At 47.3% G+C, this 15,182-nt stretch carries 17 protein-coding genes and 1 pseudogene; all 18 read right to left on the bottom strand.

The window, feature by feature from the left end; all coding sequences use genetic code 11:
• Positions 1 to 49: 49 nt before the first annotated feature.
• Positions 50 to 847: pseudogene (locus tag LI091_RS14720) on the bottom strand (type IV secretory system conjugative DNA transfer family protein); the annotation flags it as partial.
• Positions 844 to 1,320 (bottom strand): PcfB family protein, encoded by a 477-nt coding sequence (locus tag LI091_RS14715; RefSeq protein ID WP_227274987.1) that lies wholly within the window; start codon positions 1,318 to 1,320, stop codon positions 844 to 846. The pseudogene LI091_RS14720 and the gene LI091_RS14715, both read right to left, overlap by 4 nt.
• Before the next feature lie 45 nt (positions 1,321 to 1,365).
• A complete protein-coding gene (locus LI091_RS14710; RefSeq protein ID WP_243880042.1) occupies positions 1,366 to 2,175 on the bottom strand; it encodes a hypothetical protein in 810 nt (269 codons plus the stop codon).
• Positions 2,176 to 2,198: 23 nt separating this feature from the next.
• Positions 2,199 to 2,615: a DUF3846 domain-containing protein gene (locus LI091_RS14705; RefSeq protein ID WP_029731783.1), complete on the bottom strand. Its 417-nt coding sequence runs from the start codon at positions 2,613 to 2,615 to the stop codon at positions 2,199 to 2,201.
• Positions 2,612 to 3,442, bottom strand: a complete 831-nt coding sequence (locus tag LI091_RS14700; RefSeq protein WP_097782010.1) for a hypothetical protein — start codon at positions 3,440 to 3,442, stop codon at positions 2,612 to 2,614. Before LI091_RS14700 ends, LI091_RS14705 begins: the two co-directional genes overlap by 4 nt.
• 18 nt (positions 3,443 to 3,460) lie before the next feature.
• The gene (locus tag LI091_RS14695) at positions 3,461 to 5,395 is read right to left on the bottom strand and encodes an LPD1 domain-containing protein (RefSeq protein WP_242959953.1); all 1,935 of its coding nucleotides are present in this window, start codon (positions 5,393 to 5,395) and stop codon (positions 3,461 to 3,463) included.
• A gap of 126 nt (positions 5,396 to 5,521) precedes the next feature.
• Positions 5,522 to 6,424: a hypothetical protein gene (locus LI091_RS14690; protein WP_154255829.1), complete on the bottom strand. Its 903-nt coding sequence runs from the start codon at positions 6,422 to 6,424 to the stop codon at positions 5,522 to 5,524.
• A 31-nt stretch (positions 6,425 to 6,455) separates the two neighbouring features.
• Positions 6,456 to 7,226, bottom strand: a complete 771-nt coding sequence (locus tag LI091_RS14685; RefSeq protein ID WP_097782013.1) for a DUF6674 family protein — start codon at positions 7,224 to 7,226, stop codon at positions 6,456 to 6,458.
• A gap of 3 nt (positions 7,227 to 7,229) precedes the next feature.
• Positions 7,230 to 7,511: a helix-turn-helix domain-containing protein gene (locus LI091_RS14680; protein WP_097782014.1), complete on the bottom strand. Its 282-nt coding sequence runs from the start codon at positions 7,509 to 7,511 to the stop codon at positions 7,230 to 7,232.
• Positions 7,512 to 7,543: 32 nt separating this feature from the next.
• Positions 7,544 to 7,768: a hypothetical protein gene (locus LI091_RS14675; RefSeq protein ID WP_029731778.1), complete on the bottom strand. Its 225-nt coding sequence runs from the start codon at positions 7,766 to 7,768 to the stop codon at positions 7,544 to 7,546.
• 13 nt (positions 7,769 to 7,781) lie between these two features.
• On the bottom strand, positions 7,782 to 8,714 hold the full coding sequence (locus LI091_RS14670) for a DUF3991 and toprim domain-containing protein (RefSeq protein ID WP_265191305.1): 933 nt from the start codon (positions 8,712 to 8,714) through the stop codon (positions 7,782 to 7,784).
• Positions 8,715 to 8,839: 125 nt separating this feature from the next.
• Positions 8,840 to 9,712, bottom strand: coding sequence for a helix-turn-helix domain-containing protein (locus LI091_RS14665; RefSeq protein WP_265191304.1), 873 nt, complete (start codon positions 9,710 to 9,712; stop codon positions 8,840 to 8,842).
• Positions 9,713 to 9,741: 29 nt separating this feature from the next.
• Positions 9,742 to 10,263: a DUF5720 family protein gene (locus LI091_RS14660; RefSeq protein ID WP_097782017.1), complete on the bottom strand. Its 522-nt coding sequence runs from the start codon at positions 10,261 to 10,263 to the stop codon at positions 9,742 to 9,744.
• 115 nt (positions 10,264 to 10,378) lie between these two features.
• Positions 10,379 to 11,020, bottom strand: a complete 642-nt coding sequence (locus LI091_RS14655; protein WP_265191303.1) for a Fic family protein — start codon at positions 11,018 to 11,020, stop codon at positions 10,379 to 10,381.
• A 251-nt stretch (positions 11,021 to 11,271) separates the two neighbouring features.
• Positions 11,272 to 11,835, bottom strand: coding sequence for a Fe-S-containing hydro-lyase (locus LI091_RS14650; RefSeq protein WP_022426051.1), 564 nt, complete (start codon positions 11,833 to 11,835; stop codon positions 11,272 to 11,274).
• 1 nt (position 11,836) lies between these two features.
• On the bottom strand, positions 11,837 to 12,679 hold the full coding sequence (locus LI091_RS14645) for a fumarate hydratase (protein ID WP_015524694.1): 843 nt from the start codon (positions 12,677 to 12,679) through the stop codon (positions 11,837 to 11,839).
• A 50-nt stretch (positions 12,680 to 12,729) separates the two neighbouring features.
• On the bottom strand, positions 12,730 to 14,340 hold the full coding sequence (locus tag LI091_RS14640; protein ID WP_022426050.1) for an FAD-dependent oxidoreductase: 1,611 nt from the start codon (positions 14,338 to 14,340) through the stop codon (positions 12,730 to 12,732).
• A 13-nt stretch (positions 14,341 to 14,353) separates the two neighbouring features.
• Positions 14,354 to 15,067, bottom strand: coding sequence for a 2Fe-2S iron-sulfur cluster-binding protein (locus LI091_RS14635; RefSeq protein ID WP_330383239.1), 714 nt, complete (start codon positions 15,065 to 15,067; stop codon positions 14,354 to 14,356).
• Positions 15,068 to 15,182 lie beyond the last annotated feature (115 nt).

The following is a 15,182-nucleotide window of genomic DNA, read 5'->3' as shown; positions in this document are numbered from 1 at the left end:
TTTAATAAACCAACACTGTGCGCAGACTTTTTACCGCCTGCGAACGTGTCGCACTGACCCAGAAATCGTCTCCGGCTTTTCCTTCGCCTTTGGTATTGGCGATCAGGGTAGTGACGATCTTCAGAATATCTTTCTCGGAATGAATGTAGGCGAACGGGTTAAAGTGCATACTTTTCTGGAAATTGATCGTATTGAATACCCGTATTTTATAGGGCTCATAGATGATCTTTCCTTTTTCATTACGCACAGGATTTCCGTCCTTGTCCAGCTTTGGTGTGCCTCGCTGCAACATCTTTCCGCATTCCACAAGGACTGTACCTTTCGGATCGGTGACGACGTAGGAACTGTGCATTTGCATCAGATTGGGCTTGATGAAAAAGCGCGTTTTTCCCGAACCTGATCCTCCGACTACCAGTACATTTTTATTTCTTGCATTGGCCGGATTTTTGGGCCTTCCGTTTAACATCAGTCCTTCACTTTGGGTAAGAATGATATTGTTTTCCGGCTTTGGGTCCATAAACGGGGCAATATCGGTTTTATTTCCCCAACGGGCTGAACCGTATTCCACATTTTTGCGGTATTTCTTAGCGTCTTTCCCTCTAAGATAGACTGCCAGCCGCATAATGGCTGCACCGCATAAACCGATCAGCCAGTCCATTGCCGCCCCCGGCCACATACTCTGAAACGCAAGGGCAAAGCCTTCGGACAGTCCTAACAGCTTTTGGGAAGCGTCTGCTCCGGGAGCCAGACGCACCGCCTCGCCCAGCTTGGCAAATACCAGAAGGAACAGAACATAAGGCAGATGGAGAATGACCTGTTTTTTCATTGTTTCTGCATCGATCTTCATCGTTCCGGTCCTCCGTGTTCTTTGTTCTTTACACGGTCACGGCCAAGCGACTGCGCCAGTTCTTTGAACTTATGAAGCTGTGTAAGCAGCGACGGTCTGGTGCTGCGTGTAAGGTCTTTCTTTGTATATTCCTTAAATGCTGCCGTCAGTGCATCCGCCTGGTTTGCCTTGAAATATACCGTCCATTTTGGGGGATCGGTCCCAAGTTCCTTTTCTATATGGTAGCGTACCTGATGTTTCCTGGCATACCGTTCAAAAGAGCGGATTCGTCCTGAAACTTCAATGGTATTAGCTCCGGGGTCTTTATAAGTCAGCCGCTTCATACTGTTGCGTCCGACTCTTGGCATTGTACGTTCCTGTTCCATCTTTTGGAGTACCGCAGCAATAGCCGCACGCAGTACCCGCCCTGACAGTTTTGCTGCCTGTATAGAAACAGAAACCGTTCGTTGTTCGAGATCTTCCTGCAAGAGCATCCTCCTTTCTGATAAAATCGGTATTTATAATATGGAAATAACTTTTTACCGGCTTTCCCCAAGAACCTGCTGTCGGGAAGCGTGTTCAAAGGCTTTTGCTGCCTGATCGACCTGAATTTTAGCGTGTTTCAAAAGCGTCTTGATGATCGTAGCCGGGCGTTCCTGTTCCTCCAGATGATCGACCATCCCTTTGCACTCATCCGGGAGGTATTCAGCCATATCTTTCAACACATCGGAAAAGTTACCCATAAAGCCCCAGCAGCTATCCGACAGCTCCCCGTTTTTATAAAGCTCAAACCCATAACATTCGCCGCGCAGATAGGAATCGTAAGCAGCGACTTCGCTGCGCATCAGTGCGTCTGCTTTCTGACGGATAGCACCGGTCATCTTGTCAGCGTCAAATTCCTTTAGGGCATATTCTTTGGAAACATAGATCCAGCCGACCTGTCCGCTGTCACATTCTGCATGAGGAGCCCTGCCTGAGAAACTTTCTGTACTCATGGCAAGACCGGAGTGGTCGTAGAGATAGAGGGGGAGCATCAGATACTTTTCCGAAATTACTTTCTGCATTGCTTCATCGATCGCCCGTTCCTCTGTCTTTGGTCCATGCCGGAAACGGCTGCTTACAATGTTTACCATCCGTTCATAGCGTTTCATGCCAGCTTCATCATGTCCTACGGTATCTAAATACATTTCCCGCAGGAAGTCGTCTTTGTCCATATAGTTGTGATGGTCGCCCAGCGCATAGCGGGGATGGAAGCATACCATCGTCCCAAAATGTTCATCTACCTCACGGGGAGAGATCAGAATATCGTCCGGCTGCACCATAAGGGCATAAGGTTCATTTACTGCCATTAACATAATTGGCTCCTTTCTTTCTACAAATCCGGGCCGGAATGGTGCATCATCGGTTTTTCCCGGTGTTCATTGGTTGCAGGCTGCTTGACTGCAATGATCTCGCCGGCAATCCTTGCAAATTTTTCAGGGTACTTGAACTGCTCCCCGTATTTCTCCATCAAGTCCGGGGAAAGGTCTGTAAAATCTTCCTCACCAAGACCAACGATCAGAAAATTCCCGGACACAATATCATAGATGTGGCCGTCATCGTCAAAGAGAGCTCGGTTCAGAGGCAGCCCCATCAGCTTGCCTTCTTCATTACAGATCAGAGCCACCGGGTCCTCATACGGATAGACCGCTTGAATATCTCCGCCCACTGCCGCCTGCAAGGATTTCAGACCACTTTCGATCTCCGCAGCATAAGGGGACTTGCCCGGCTCTACCATTAACACTTTCATAATTGTATATCCTCCTTCTTTTTCATTGCCGTACCGGGAGCGGTTGGCGTTTTTTCCTGAGTTTTTGCCACAGAGAGCTTCCCCAGGACGGAAGGCTTCTCCCGGTTTTTGGGTGTAAAAATACCGCCCTCCGAAACCTCGGCGGCGGCATGTTCCGTTTTGGCCTGTTCCAGTCCTTCAACCGTATAGCCAGGTAAAAGAGTGCCGTGAACCATAAAATGGTGCTCATATTCTTTCGGGATCGGCGGGGAAATTTCCGTGAATAAATGGGAATAGGCTTTCTTTCGCCCGTCCAGATATTTTATGGCTGCGTTCTTATCTGTATATCGTTTCTGGTTTTGTCCGGCAATCTTTGCTCCATATCCCTGCTTCGGGGAATGAATACGGACTTCCCATGTCACATACCAGGCAATCGGAACACTCTGTTTGGTTTCCCGGTCATATTTCGTATCTTCCCAAATACTGCAGGTCATCTGATAGACCCGGTTGCTGATTTTCTGATCTGCCCTCCAGTTATCGGTGTCTTTCCACTGGTTGCCTGTATGTTCGATCTCCGGTGTACGAAGATATTCCAAAGCCCGGTTGATCGTCTGTGTTGCCGCTGCCTGCTGTTCCCACTGTTTTGCGGCAGCCACCACGATTTCATAGGCTTTCTGCTCCCCGTCGATACTTCCCTGGCGCATGGCTTCCAGGCTATCTGTTCCCATTGTGATCAGTGTAGAAATATCCACATTTTCACAAACTACGCTGTGCTCAATTTTAAGCTCTGATCCCGGCGTCAAGTGGTCGCCATACCGGTAGGCATGGTAATCCCTGTTTTCTTCCAAAATGCTGTTCACCTCCTGCTATATTTCCGGCTCATGGTTTTTTCTGGAAACCGTCTGTGCCGGTGATTTTTTATCTGCCGGTCTGTTTGCCGCAAGCTGATCCATCACGGAAGGACGGCCGACGCCGAACATGGATAGCTGACCGTCCGCTGCCTCACGAAGTTCAGAAACAGAGAGGGGAAACGTTACATCGGCATGGGTCAATAGCTGTTCCCGTTTCAAATCCTGAATGATCTCGTCAAAAACAGCGTTGATCGCACGGCGTTCTTCCCCCACAGGGAAGGCTTTCAATACCTCCATTTCTCCGTCTTTACCGGAAACCAGGGTAAGGGCACAGTCGGCATGGCCTGCCAGATAATCCGATGTGTAGGGCAGTTTGTCCTTGATATAACAGGCAAAGGCTCTGGCTGTCATTTCCACATTGCTGTCCCAATAACCGCCGTCTTTTTCACATTCTTTTCCCATGCGTACCGAATTACGGTAAAAATCAGTTTCCGTCCGTCCAATCTGCGGAGCTTCCTGCGCCTGCATCCCGGAAAGCATACGCTCAAAAATTTCCAGCCGTTCCCGTTCACTTTTGGGAATTACCCGGCCGGTAACATTCTTCTTAAATGCGCTGATCTGTTCCACAGAGCCGGGTTCGCCGGACAAAAATGCTTCCCGCAAGACTGCGTAGGTTTCCATCTGTTCCTTATTGCCATACCGTTTCAGAGAGGCAAGAACCGAGGAATCCAGCCAGCTTGCCGCATTTTTCCGGGTGCGTTCTGTTTGTGCTTCCGTGCGCTTTGCTGCCTGTTCCGGTGTTTCCGGTTTATACTTCATGGTGTCAATGAGTTTTTGGAACGGCGCATAGAGGCGGGGCTGTTCTGACAGCATACCTTTTGTGCCCATCTTTGTACCAAGATAATCGTCAAGTCCATGCCACCATTCATGTGCCAGGGAACCGGCCCCGTGCATTTTCGTAAGATTGATGACTGTACGCAAAGGTTCATAATGAGCCGCAGCATTGCCGCTGCCTCTTGCACCAAAAGCGATAGCAAGCGTACCCTGATAAGCAATATCTTTATCGCTGATCTTAAGGGCTGACGCCAGATCCTTTAGTGCTTCAAATCCCATGTTAAGGGAGGTCTGACGGTCGTTCTGGTTCATCCAGTTTCCAAACTCGCCGCCGCGGAACCCAAATGTATCAAGATAATGCTGTCCGGTGATCTCCACACCATTCCGGTAATCCGGCCCGGTACGTTTGACATGGGCGAGCTGGGGAGGGACAAACCGGATCTTTCCGTTTTTGTTCCTGCCTTTGGCAAGTTCCTGCACCCATTTCAGGGCAGCTTCTTTGGTCTCAAAATTGGTCCGCAGGATCGAATAGCCTTTTGTCACATAGTAGGTACCGGGGTTCCAGTCCTCATTTTTAGAATAGGTATGTTTCCCGTCGTTGAAGTGGATCGCATAACCTTTCGGTATTTTCTGCTCTTTGGAAACACAAAACTGTTCCTTTTTTGCTTTCTGAGTAAAGTTGCGCTCAAAATATTCAGCCGAGCGAATCAGCATGGTATTGGACAATTTGTTTGTGATCACGGGATTGTCCTGACCCTTTTTCGTTGCCCGGTAGTGGATTCCGCTTCCCCAGCCCCAGCCCTGTACTTTTTCTAAATATCCATTGTCAACGAAAAAGCGGTCATAGGCTTTCGCAGCATCCTCCACAGTACGGACATCTGAAAGCACTGTCTGCAATTCCCGGACTGTTTTTATATATTCCTTTTGTCTCGCGGTCCGTTTTTCCGGGGTGTCATCCGTGCGGTAATACTGAGGGGAAGCGTTTAAGCCGTCCCTCGCTTTTTTGATAAAATAGACCACGCCAAGAGGAATCCCTTCCTCCAGCATGACTGCATAGTCCGGCTTTTTCCAGACATTATCCTTTTTCACAAATTTTTCGGCTTCGCGCTCATTCATGGCTTCCAGATCATCCGCATACAGCCCGCGGTCTTTCCACAGGTCTTTTTTCGCACCGCCGATCTTTTCACCGAAATCTTCATGCACTCCTGCCAATCTTCATCACCTCCAGTCAGTGTAAAATTCTTATCGTTCCGGGGCAGGGCGACGTTCTTCGTCTTTGTGAAGTTGTGGGAGGTTTCCTGTGAGCCGGTCGGTTTCCCTGCGGATCAGTTTGTCCAAAGCGCCTAAATCCTCCGGTGCAATGGCAAACTCCCGGTAATTTTCATACCACAAGCCCGTAGAGACTGCTGCGATGGGCGCAATTTTCTCCGAACCGGCTGGAAGAAGCCGATACACAGGGGCTTCGTCATAAAGAAGCATCTGTTTTGCCGTTCCCTGTGGTATGCGGTACTTATCCATATCCGGGTTCTGGGCTGCCTCCATATATTGCATATTCAGGCGTTCTTCTAAATCCTGGGGCATATAACGAAATGCCTGATCCATCCACTGTCTGAACATCGTGGAATAGTGGTACTGCCATTCCGTAACTTGATTCGTGGCATAAGAAAATCCCCAGCTTTTCAGAGCATCTTTTTCGTAAAGCTCCATTTCAGTCCATTCTTTCAGGCTGACCGTGGCCGCTGAACCATCTTTGCGTTCGATATTGACGCCGCAAGGATAGAGGATATTTCTTTTTATATCCTGCCGTAGCGTGTCTAAATCCATCATCAGGACATCCCCGTACAAGTGACCGCCCTCGCTGCGATCCGTATGAAACAGGAAAGCCCTCGCTCCGATGAACTCCGTTGTTGAGATCATTTGATGAAGGTCCGCCGTAGAACAATAAGCAAACAAGGTGTCGGAAAGCCACATGTGATTTTTCCCCATGATAGCAATGGAATCAGCCCCGGTATTTGTCACCAGAGAACGCATATTAAATTCGCATTCCCTAAGAAAATCTCCGGCAAAAATATGGAGCTCATACGCAAAGACGGATAAGTCTGTATCACGGATCAAATGAATCTGCGGTAGTGGTTCCTGATTCAATCAAATTCCTCCTTTCATGTGAACCTGACAATTACCGGCTTTCCTTATCATGGGAAGGTGCCGGCTGCTTTTTTGCCGGTTCCGTTTTTGCTACCTGTTCCCGCATTGCTTCCAAAACAGAAGGGCGCCTTTCCGTAGTCTGTTCCAACCGGGCAAGGGTATTAAGTGCCCACTCCGCATTACGGTTAATGGAGGATATAAGGGCGCCCTCCACTTTGAAAGCACCTTTGAACACTCTGGCAATCTTCCCATTTTCTTTTGCGTCTGTCTCCGCAGGTTTTCCTTGAAGGGTACGGCCCATATTTTTGAAATGCCGCCCCATTTCGTGGTATTCCGTACTGAAAGCATCAATTCTGGCAACAGCCCTGTTGCTGGCCTGCATACTTTTTTCTGCTGCACTTTGAATGGACTCCAACACCGGTCTGACATGTAAAAACTGTGTGATCCCATTCAAAGCGACAGTACCGCGTTCCCTGAAATCGGCAAGGATATTCCTGCACCCGTTTATGATCTGGCCTTTGAGTTCGGAAAGACGGTGACGCATAACGGAAATATTCGCCTCCATAGCTGTATAGCTCTTTTGGAGAGCATCTTTCAGAGAATGGTTCTGTAATCCCTGCATTTCCTGACGCACTGCCTTTAATTCCTCGGTTGCCTCCAAAAGACGCTGCTCCATCCCGGTCACATGCTCGATCAGCTTGGAAAATTCTTCATATCCCGGTGTGTTGTTGTCTTTTAGGAGAGCAAGCAGTTCTTTGACCTGCTCATTTTCCGCAATCGGCTGGCTATCTGTCTCCGTCATTCATCAATCCCTCCCATCTGCCGGTAGCGGACCGCCGGCAATCTTGCCGACAATCTCCGGACCGGTTTCATAAATCTGCATGAGGCGTTTTGCTGTGCCGCAGGGCTGTGCAGCTCCGCTGGTCCAAAGACGCACTGTGGATGGGGCAACATTCATCAAAAGCGCAAAGCCCTTTTCGTTCATGTCCAGCTTTTTCATCAGCGATTTAACCATATCGGGGCTGTAGTCTGGACACCGGGAAGCCTCGGCAATCATCTGCAAAGCGGTATTTTCAATTTTTTTCATTTTCAAATCCTCCTGTTATTTGTTTTCCAGCCTTATGCCGGGGCAAAGCTGATCTGGTTGTGTTTCATCCTTTTGGCAAAGTCCGGCAGCGAATAATTTACCCCGTCAATTTCTGCATGGGTATCATCCAGACGATGGCAAACAGCAAAGTGTCTGTCCCCGTTTCCATAGAACAGACAAAGTAAACCATTGTCAGGAATGGAAAACAGCGCTTTTCCGGCACTGTCTGTAAAGCAGATCTGTTGAGATCCATTCATGTTGAAATCCTCCCTAAATTGAAACAGCCGCCTCTTTTGGGCGGCGTTGGTGCTGGCTGGTTTGCAGTTGTTCCCGAACCTGCAGCAATTTCTCATTGTAATCTTTTCCCATCCGGGGAGGGTTGACACTTACCCGGATATGACGGAAACGTTTATCCTCGTGGAGCATGGTCTTGATTTTCCGAGCATTGACAAATCCGGCAAGGTCGCGGTCCATATAAAGGGTAACACGCCGGATCTCCGGGTAGCGTTCCAGGAAAGAAGTCAGCGCCACATGGGAAGTACCTCCCAAAGACAAGCGATAACCATTCCATTTCCATCCCTCCAACTCTTGAAGTGTTGCATGGGAAAGCGCATCAATAGGAGCTTCAAAAACTGCCACATGCCGGCTGCCCGGACTTTGCGGGGGATAACAAAAGTTATATCCTTTGTCGCTGCCATAGACATCCTTTTTGAGATTGCCGCCGATACTGCGCATACAGGCGAACTTCGCTTTCCCGGAATCATCTTTCCCTACAAACACACAAACCGGTTCTCCATGATACCGGGCTTCGTAAAAAATCCCGGCTTGTAAACACTGGCGAATGACTTCTGAGCTGATCCCCCGTTTCTGCAAATAGGAGACCGCAGCGGTCGCGCAACGTCTGGCCCAGGGGAGAGAGAATGCTTTCTTTTCCGGCTCCTTTGATACCTGTATTTCTGCCGTACTTCGGTAGGCCGGTTCCTGCCGGATTTCTCCACCTACCAGAGCATGAACCGCATCCACAAGACCATATCCCCGAATCTGGATCAGGTAGTCCAGCGCATTGATACTCCGTCCACGGCTGTTCCAGTACCAGTACCTTTTCCCGGTCACATATACCAGACTGTCATGCTCCTTATGCCGGAAATTAGGTCCATCCCGTTTCAGCACGCCGGGTTCATGGAATTGCAGGTAAGTAAACAAGTCAGCTTCCCGCGCTGCCTGAATCTGTTCTTTGGTTACGCCGGGCATAGTACCGGCACAGTGTTTCTTTTCATTGTGCTTTGCCTCCTTCCTGTGATGAAATGAAAAAAGACACCCAAAGGTGTCTAACAGCCGTACAGGTCGTGATTGACCTCGGCACGGTAATAGCTGTCCATTGTAGCCGGGGCATTATACAGCGCCGTTAACAGGTAGGCTTTGATGTTTCCAACCTTCGTCGTGTTCTTGTCGATACAGTCAAAGACATACTCTAAGTGACCGGAATTGATCTTCAGGAACCGGCTCTTGACGATCTCCCTCGGAAAATCATCTCCGGCAATGCGAATGTAAGGGCGTTTAGACAAAATCACTTCAAGCATAAGTTCAAGGGCTTCGTCCAGACGTTCCCTGCCATACCGTAAGACCAGTAAGTCATATTCGATATTTTCTTTGATGATTTCACGATAGGCTTCTATCAGCTCTATCCGATCCATCCCATCCGTGCGGCTTGCCGCTTCCGGCTCTGCTGGATAGATTGATGGATAAGTTATTGATTTATCTTTTTTTGATTTTTTTGTTTTTAATGGATTAGTATTTAATTGTGCCGGATTTTCCTGTTCAGGTTCCGCCTGTTTAGGTTTTGCCTGTTCAGGTTTTACCTGTCTTGGATTTTCCCGTTTAGGTGAAAGCCCTGTGTTTTCGGTACTTACAGGCTGCTCATGGATCGTATATTCAATGTCTCCCAACTGCCCGTTATCATAGCGGAGGCGCTGTCTGGTGAGATAACCATGCCGCTCCAGTTCCTTCAGGGCAGTAGTGATAGAATCCACACCATCCTTGCAGATATGGGCGAGTCCCTTTGTGGTATAATCCCAATCTTCCGGCAGCGACAACATAAGTGATAAAAGCCCCTTTGCCTTTAAGGACAACTCCGTATTGCGCAGATGGTGATTGCTCATTATCGTAAAGTCCTTTGTTTTCTCTACACGGAATACTGCCATTGTATCGCCTCCTTTCTTCGACTATTCCGTTACAAGACATGATCCCTGTGGTCATAATGGAGATGGCCGCCAGAGACCTTCGCATGGTTTTTCAGTTTCACTTCGCCCCGTTCCTGACTCTCTAAAAATTTCTGATAGCCGGTATCTGTAAGGAACAAGCGCATCTTATCGCCTTTGTCGCCAACAGGGGAATCGTAAGACAATACATCAAAAACGATCATGTGCCTTACCTCCGGGTCAAAGCGTTCAAGCGCCATGATGTCATGCCCCTTCAATTTTTCTGCACCTGATTGCTGTCTGGCCTCGGCGATCTTTTCTCCAATCGTCCGGGCTGGATAGGGCAGACGGTAATTCTTCTGAATATCTTTTACCAAGTCCATGCACTCTGCATTTGACAGAACACGAAGTTTTGCCATAAGACCTTCTGCCGCCTCCCGCTGCTCGGAATTATTTGAATACCTCACGGTCATATAAAGTTCATTCAGGATCTTTGTCTGATAATCGCCCTCCACCTGAAAGAGCAGCTTTTTTTCCATTTCGTTTAATTCCATGGGGATCTCCTTTCTCTTGAAAATAGGTATGAAAAAAGGGCGCCCACCTATAAAAGTGAAACGCCCTTTGGCTTATACACTATTAAATTTTATATACAAAGCAAGTTTGCCGCTGTTATGCCACATTTTGCTGGTATCTCAATGTTACCTTTCCATCATTAAACGGATGTATGCATAGGAAATCCAGAATAAACATTGGAATCAAAAGAAGTGGATCTATTTCTCCTGTTGCCATTGCCTCTTCAAATGCTCTGCATAGTTCTTCCATTGCTTCCGGTGTTTCCCAGGCCGGTACTGGTTTAAACCGTATTTTTTTTATTCCCCGGGAATCTTCTTCCTCAATTATATTATCCGCAGTTTTATATTTCCCTCCAATATTGTAGCTTTCAAATTTATACAAATCTCTGTGGAGCTGTAAAATAATCGCAGACTTTGGTGGGATATGGTCATGACTTTCATGAATTGTATTCAATACATCTCTGTATCCGGCAATTTCCTGTTCATTTCTTGTCCTTGGCCTTGTTTTGTCTTTTACCAATTCCCGCAATCTGATATCTGATGTATAAATACCTTCTATTTTATTGGAACTTTCCGTACTTTGAATCTTGGCGATTTCAACTAATTGTGTAAGAGTATCTGCTTTGGCCTCAATAAAAAGAGTTTGTTCTCCTTTAAATTCATGTATCTGTGTCAGGTAAGATACAATTTCAGGAGTCAACAGATTTTTCCACTTTTCCCGATAATCAAACTGTCTCATATATTTTTCATCACCTTCTTTATCACTCTTTTTTCGATTTTATTTACTTCAAGTATATAAATCAATCTTATCATTGTCAACTTTAATTTGATCATTTTCTCAAGAATGATTAAATTGAAAGTGAAATGATAAAATTAAAAAGCCCAACAATAAATGCTTCTGCACGGATTTTCAGCATTTACTGTCGGACTTTTATCCTTTTTTTATTCCTTTTTGAAATATATCACAATATCATATTGTAGAGCAAAAGATTATTCTGCATGGTCTTTCAGGTACTCTGCACGCCCCTCTTCGTAGAGGTTATTTCCCTCGCTGTCAATGATGACTACAAGCGGCATGTCTTCCACATAAAGCTTGCGGAGTGCTTCTGCTCCGAGGTCTTCGTAAGCGATAAGCTCTGCTTTTTTGATGCATTTTGCAAGAAGTGCACCTGCACCGCCGATGGCTCCGAAATATACGCCGTCATATTTTTTCATTGCATCTACGACTTCCGGAAGGCGGGCACCTTTTCCGATCATTCCTCTGGCGCCTACGGACATCATAGTCGGTGCATAGGCATCCATACGGCCGCTGGTTGTAGGGCCTGCGGAGCCGATGACTTCGCCTGGTTTTGCCGGAGTCGGACCTACATAGTAAATAGTAGCATCTGTAGGATCAAAAGGAATCTTTTCTCCTTTTGCAAGGGCCTCGCACATTCTCTTGTGACCTGCATCACGGGATGTATAGATGGTTCCTGTCAGTAAAACCTGGTCGCCTGCATGGAGAGTTCTTGCCAGCTCTCTTGTCAGAGGCAGTGTGATCTTTCTTCTTTCCATATTAAAGCACCTCCGTTTTATGACGTGTTACATGGCAGTTGATGTTAACTGCACATGGCATACCTGCGATATGAGTAGGCATAGTCTCAATGTTCAGACCGATAGCTGTGGTCTTTCCGCCAAAGCCCTGAGGTCCGATACCAAGCTTGTTGATCTTCTCCAGCATCTCTTTCTCAAGATCTGCATAGTAAGGATCCGGGTTCTCTGTATTCAGAGGACGCATCAGCGCTTTCTTTGCAAGAAGTGCACATTTGTCAAAAGTTCCTCCGATACCAACACCAACTACCATAGGCGGACATGGGTTCGGACCTGCAGTTTCTACAACCTCAAGAATGAAATCCTTGATTCCCTGAAGGCCTGCAGATGGCTTGAACATACGGATCTGGCTCATATTCTCGCTTCCGAAGCCTTTTGGTCCTACAGTTACTTTCACCTGATCTCCAGGAACGATCTCTGTATAGATCATAGCCGGTGTATTGTCACCTGTGTTTCCACGGCGTACCGGATCCTTGACAACGGATTTTCTCAGGTAACCTTTATCGTATCCGCGGCGTACACCTTCATTGATGGCATCATTTAAATCTCCGCCTGTAAAGTGGACATCCTGGCCAATTTCAAGGAATACGCATGCCATTCCGGTATCCTGACAGATCGGAACATTCTCACTGTCCGCAATATCAAAATTCTCGATAATGTTATCAAGGACACCTTTTGCGATCTCGCCGTCCTCGCAGGCACGGCAGGTTTTGATAGCATCCTTCACATCTTCCGGGAGATGTTCATTGGCTTCGATACAGAGTTTTTCGATAATCTCTGTAAGTCTGTTTACTTCGATTTCTCTCATAATAGACTCCTTTCGCTTATCTCATATGTTTTTATTATCATAACATATTGTTAACGTTCGTGGCGGGCATATTTCGGCAGAAGCATAGGAGATACGTCTCCTGTATCAACTCCTGCATTTTTCAGTTCCTCTTCATATTTTCTGATATGATCCAGATTCATAGTGCCAAGCTCTACCTCTTTGCATTTGGCAGCTGCTTTTTTACCTGCATTTCGTCCGAATACAATTACATCAAGAAGAGAGTTGCCCATCAGTCGGTTTCTTCCGTGGATTCCGCCTGCTGCCTCTCCTGCAACCAGAAGGTTCGGGATTTCTTTTGTAAAGCCGTCTCCGTTGATCTCAAGACCACCGTTCTGATAATGAAGGGTCGGGTAGATCACGATCGGGACTTTTCTCATATCAATGCCGTAATTCATGTACATACGGAACATGGCAGGGATCCTCTTTTCGATAGTTCCCTCACCGCCCAGGATCTCGATCATCGGAGTATCCAGCCATACACCTTTTCGTCCACCTGGAACTTCAACGCCACGGCCTTCCTCACACTCGCGGATAACACCGGAAGCATTTACGTCACGGGTTTCCAGCGGATGAATATAAGCCTCTCCGTTTGCATTTACAAGCTGTGCACCAACGGAACGAACCTTCTCTGTTACCAGGGCACCAAGGATCTGTGACGGATAGATCGCACCTGTTGGATGATACTGGATAGAATCCTGGTAAAGAAGGGAAGCGCCTGCTCTGTATCCAAGCACGAGTCCGTCAGCAGTTGCTCCGTAGTGATTGGAGGTCGGGAATCCCTGATAATGCATTCTTCCTGCACCACCGGTTGCAATTACAACTGTTTTTGCTCTTGCAACGGAATAGTCTCCGGTTTCCATGTTGAGAAGAACTGCACCGGCAGTCTGACCTTTTTCATCCTTCAGAAGTTCTACAGCGGATGTAAATTCCACTACCGGGATCTTAAGATTTAAGACCTCATCACGGATAGTACGCATGATCTCTGATCCGGAATAATCCTTTGCAGCATGCATTCTCTTTCTGGAGGTACCGCCGCCATGTGTAGTGACCATGGTTCCGTCTTCTGCTTTATCAAACTCAACACCAAGGTCGTTGAGCCATTTGATCGCATCCGGTGCTTCCATTACCAGTCTTTTTACAAGCTCCGGTTTTGCGGCAAAATGTCCGCCTCCAAAGCAGTCCAGATAATGCTGTACCGGGGAATCATTTTCTTTATCTGCTGCCTGGATCCCGCCTTCTGCCATCATGGTGTTGGCATCACCGATACGGAGTTTTGTAACGATCATAACGTTGGCACCTGCGTTGTGGGCCTCGATGGCACAGGAAGAGCCTGCTCCACCACCGCCGATGATCAGTACATCTACATCATAATCGATTTTTGTAAGATCGATTTTTTCGTTGAGCAGACGGCTTTCTGAATGGAGCATTTTTGTCAGTTCCAGTGGTGCTTTCTGTCCCTTGTTCGGTCCTACCTTAATCTCTGCAAATGCATCCGGGTTATAGTCCGGATGGAATTTTTTGAGAAGAGCATCTTTCTCATCTGCACTCAGACGTCTTGGCTCTGTTGCCATACGCTCCGCTCTTGTAGCCTCTACCTTTTTGATGGATTCCATCATATTTTCTGGATATGGTGCATACATGTTTTACGCCCTCCTACTTCTCGATTTCTCTGCTGTTGTAAAGTTCCTGCATCTCTGTGATCGGCTTCTGCATGATCTTCTCGATCATATCGTCAAATTTGCCCTCGTGGATCTCTTCCACACGTTTCTCCAGATGCTCGCTTTTCGGCGCAATATATTTTCCGGTGAGACGTCTTGCCAGAAGGCCTACCATCGGATGGGAAATTCCTGCCGGACATCTTACGGAACAGCAGCCGCAGCTTACGCAGTCAAAGGATTCCTCTGCACATTTTTCAAGCTCGCCTCTCTGCGCATATGCAATATACTGCATGACATTTAAGTCCTGTGTACAGGCCTTTGTGCAGGCATTGCATCCGATGCAGCTGTAGATCTCCGGATAAAGCTCCATCATTACCTGCTGGTTCGGCTTAAGATCTTCTATATTATAAAGTCTCTTGTCTGTAGGGAAGAACGGGATACTTGCCACATACATTCCCTCCTGCACCTGTGTCTGACAGGCGAGACAGGTTTTCAGCTCATTCTGTCCCTTGATCCTGTAGATGGTCGCACAGGCACCGCAGAATCCGTGTCTGCAGCCGCATCCTCTTTTTAATGTGTAACCGGCATATTCCATAGCTGTCATAATGGTCAGATCACCGGGAACGCTGTATTTTTTACCGAAAAAATATACGTTTACCATATTATTTTCCATGTTGGTGTCCTTTCTTTTATCCAAATCGTACGCCATGTGGAACAGCCATCTCACACGTGCCCGTCGCAACGCTCTGCTGAACTAAGTACTAACTGCGACTAAGGAGTTCAGGAGAGCCTTCACTCCTAAGTCTTCGTAAGTACTGGATTTC

The organism is Blautia sp. MSK20_18 (genome assembly GCF_020553125.1).
GTDB lineage: Bacteria > Bacillota > Clostridia > Lachnospirales > Lachnospiraceae > Blautia_A > Blautia_A fusiformis.
This window is presented reverse-complemented; position numbering and strand designations above follow the sequence as displayed.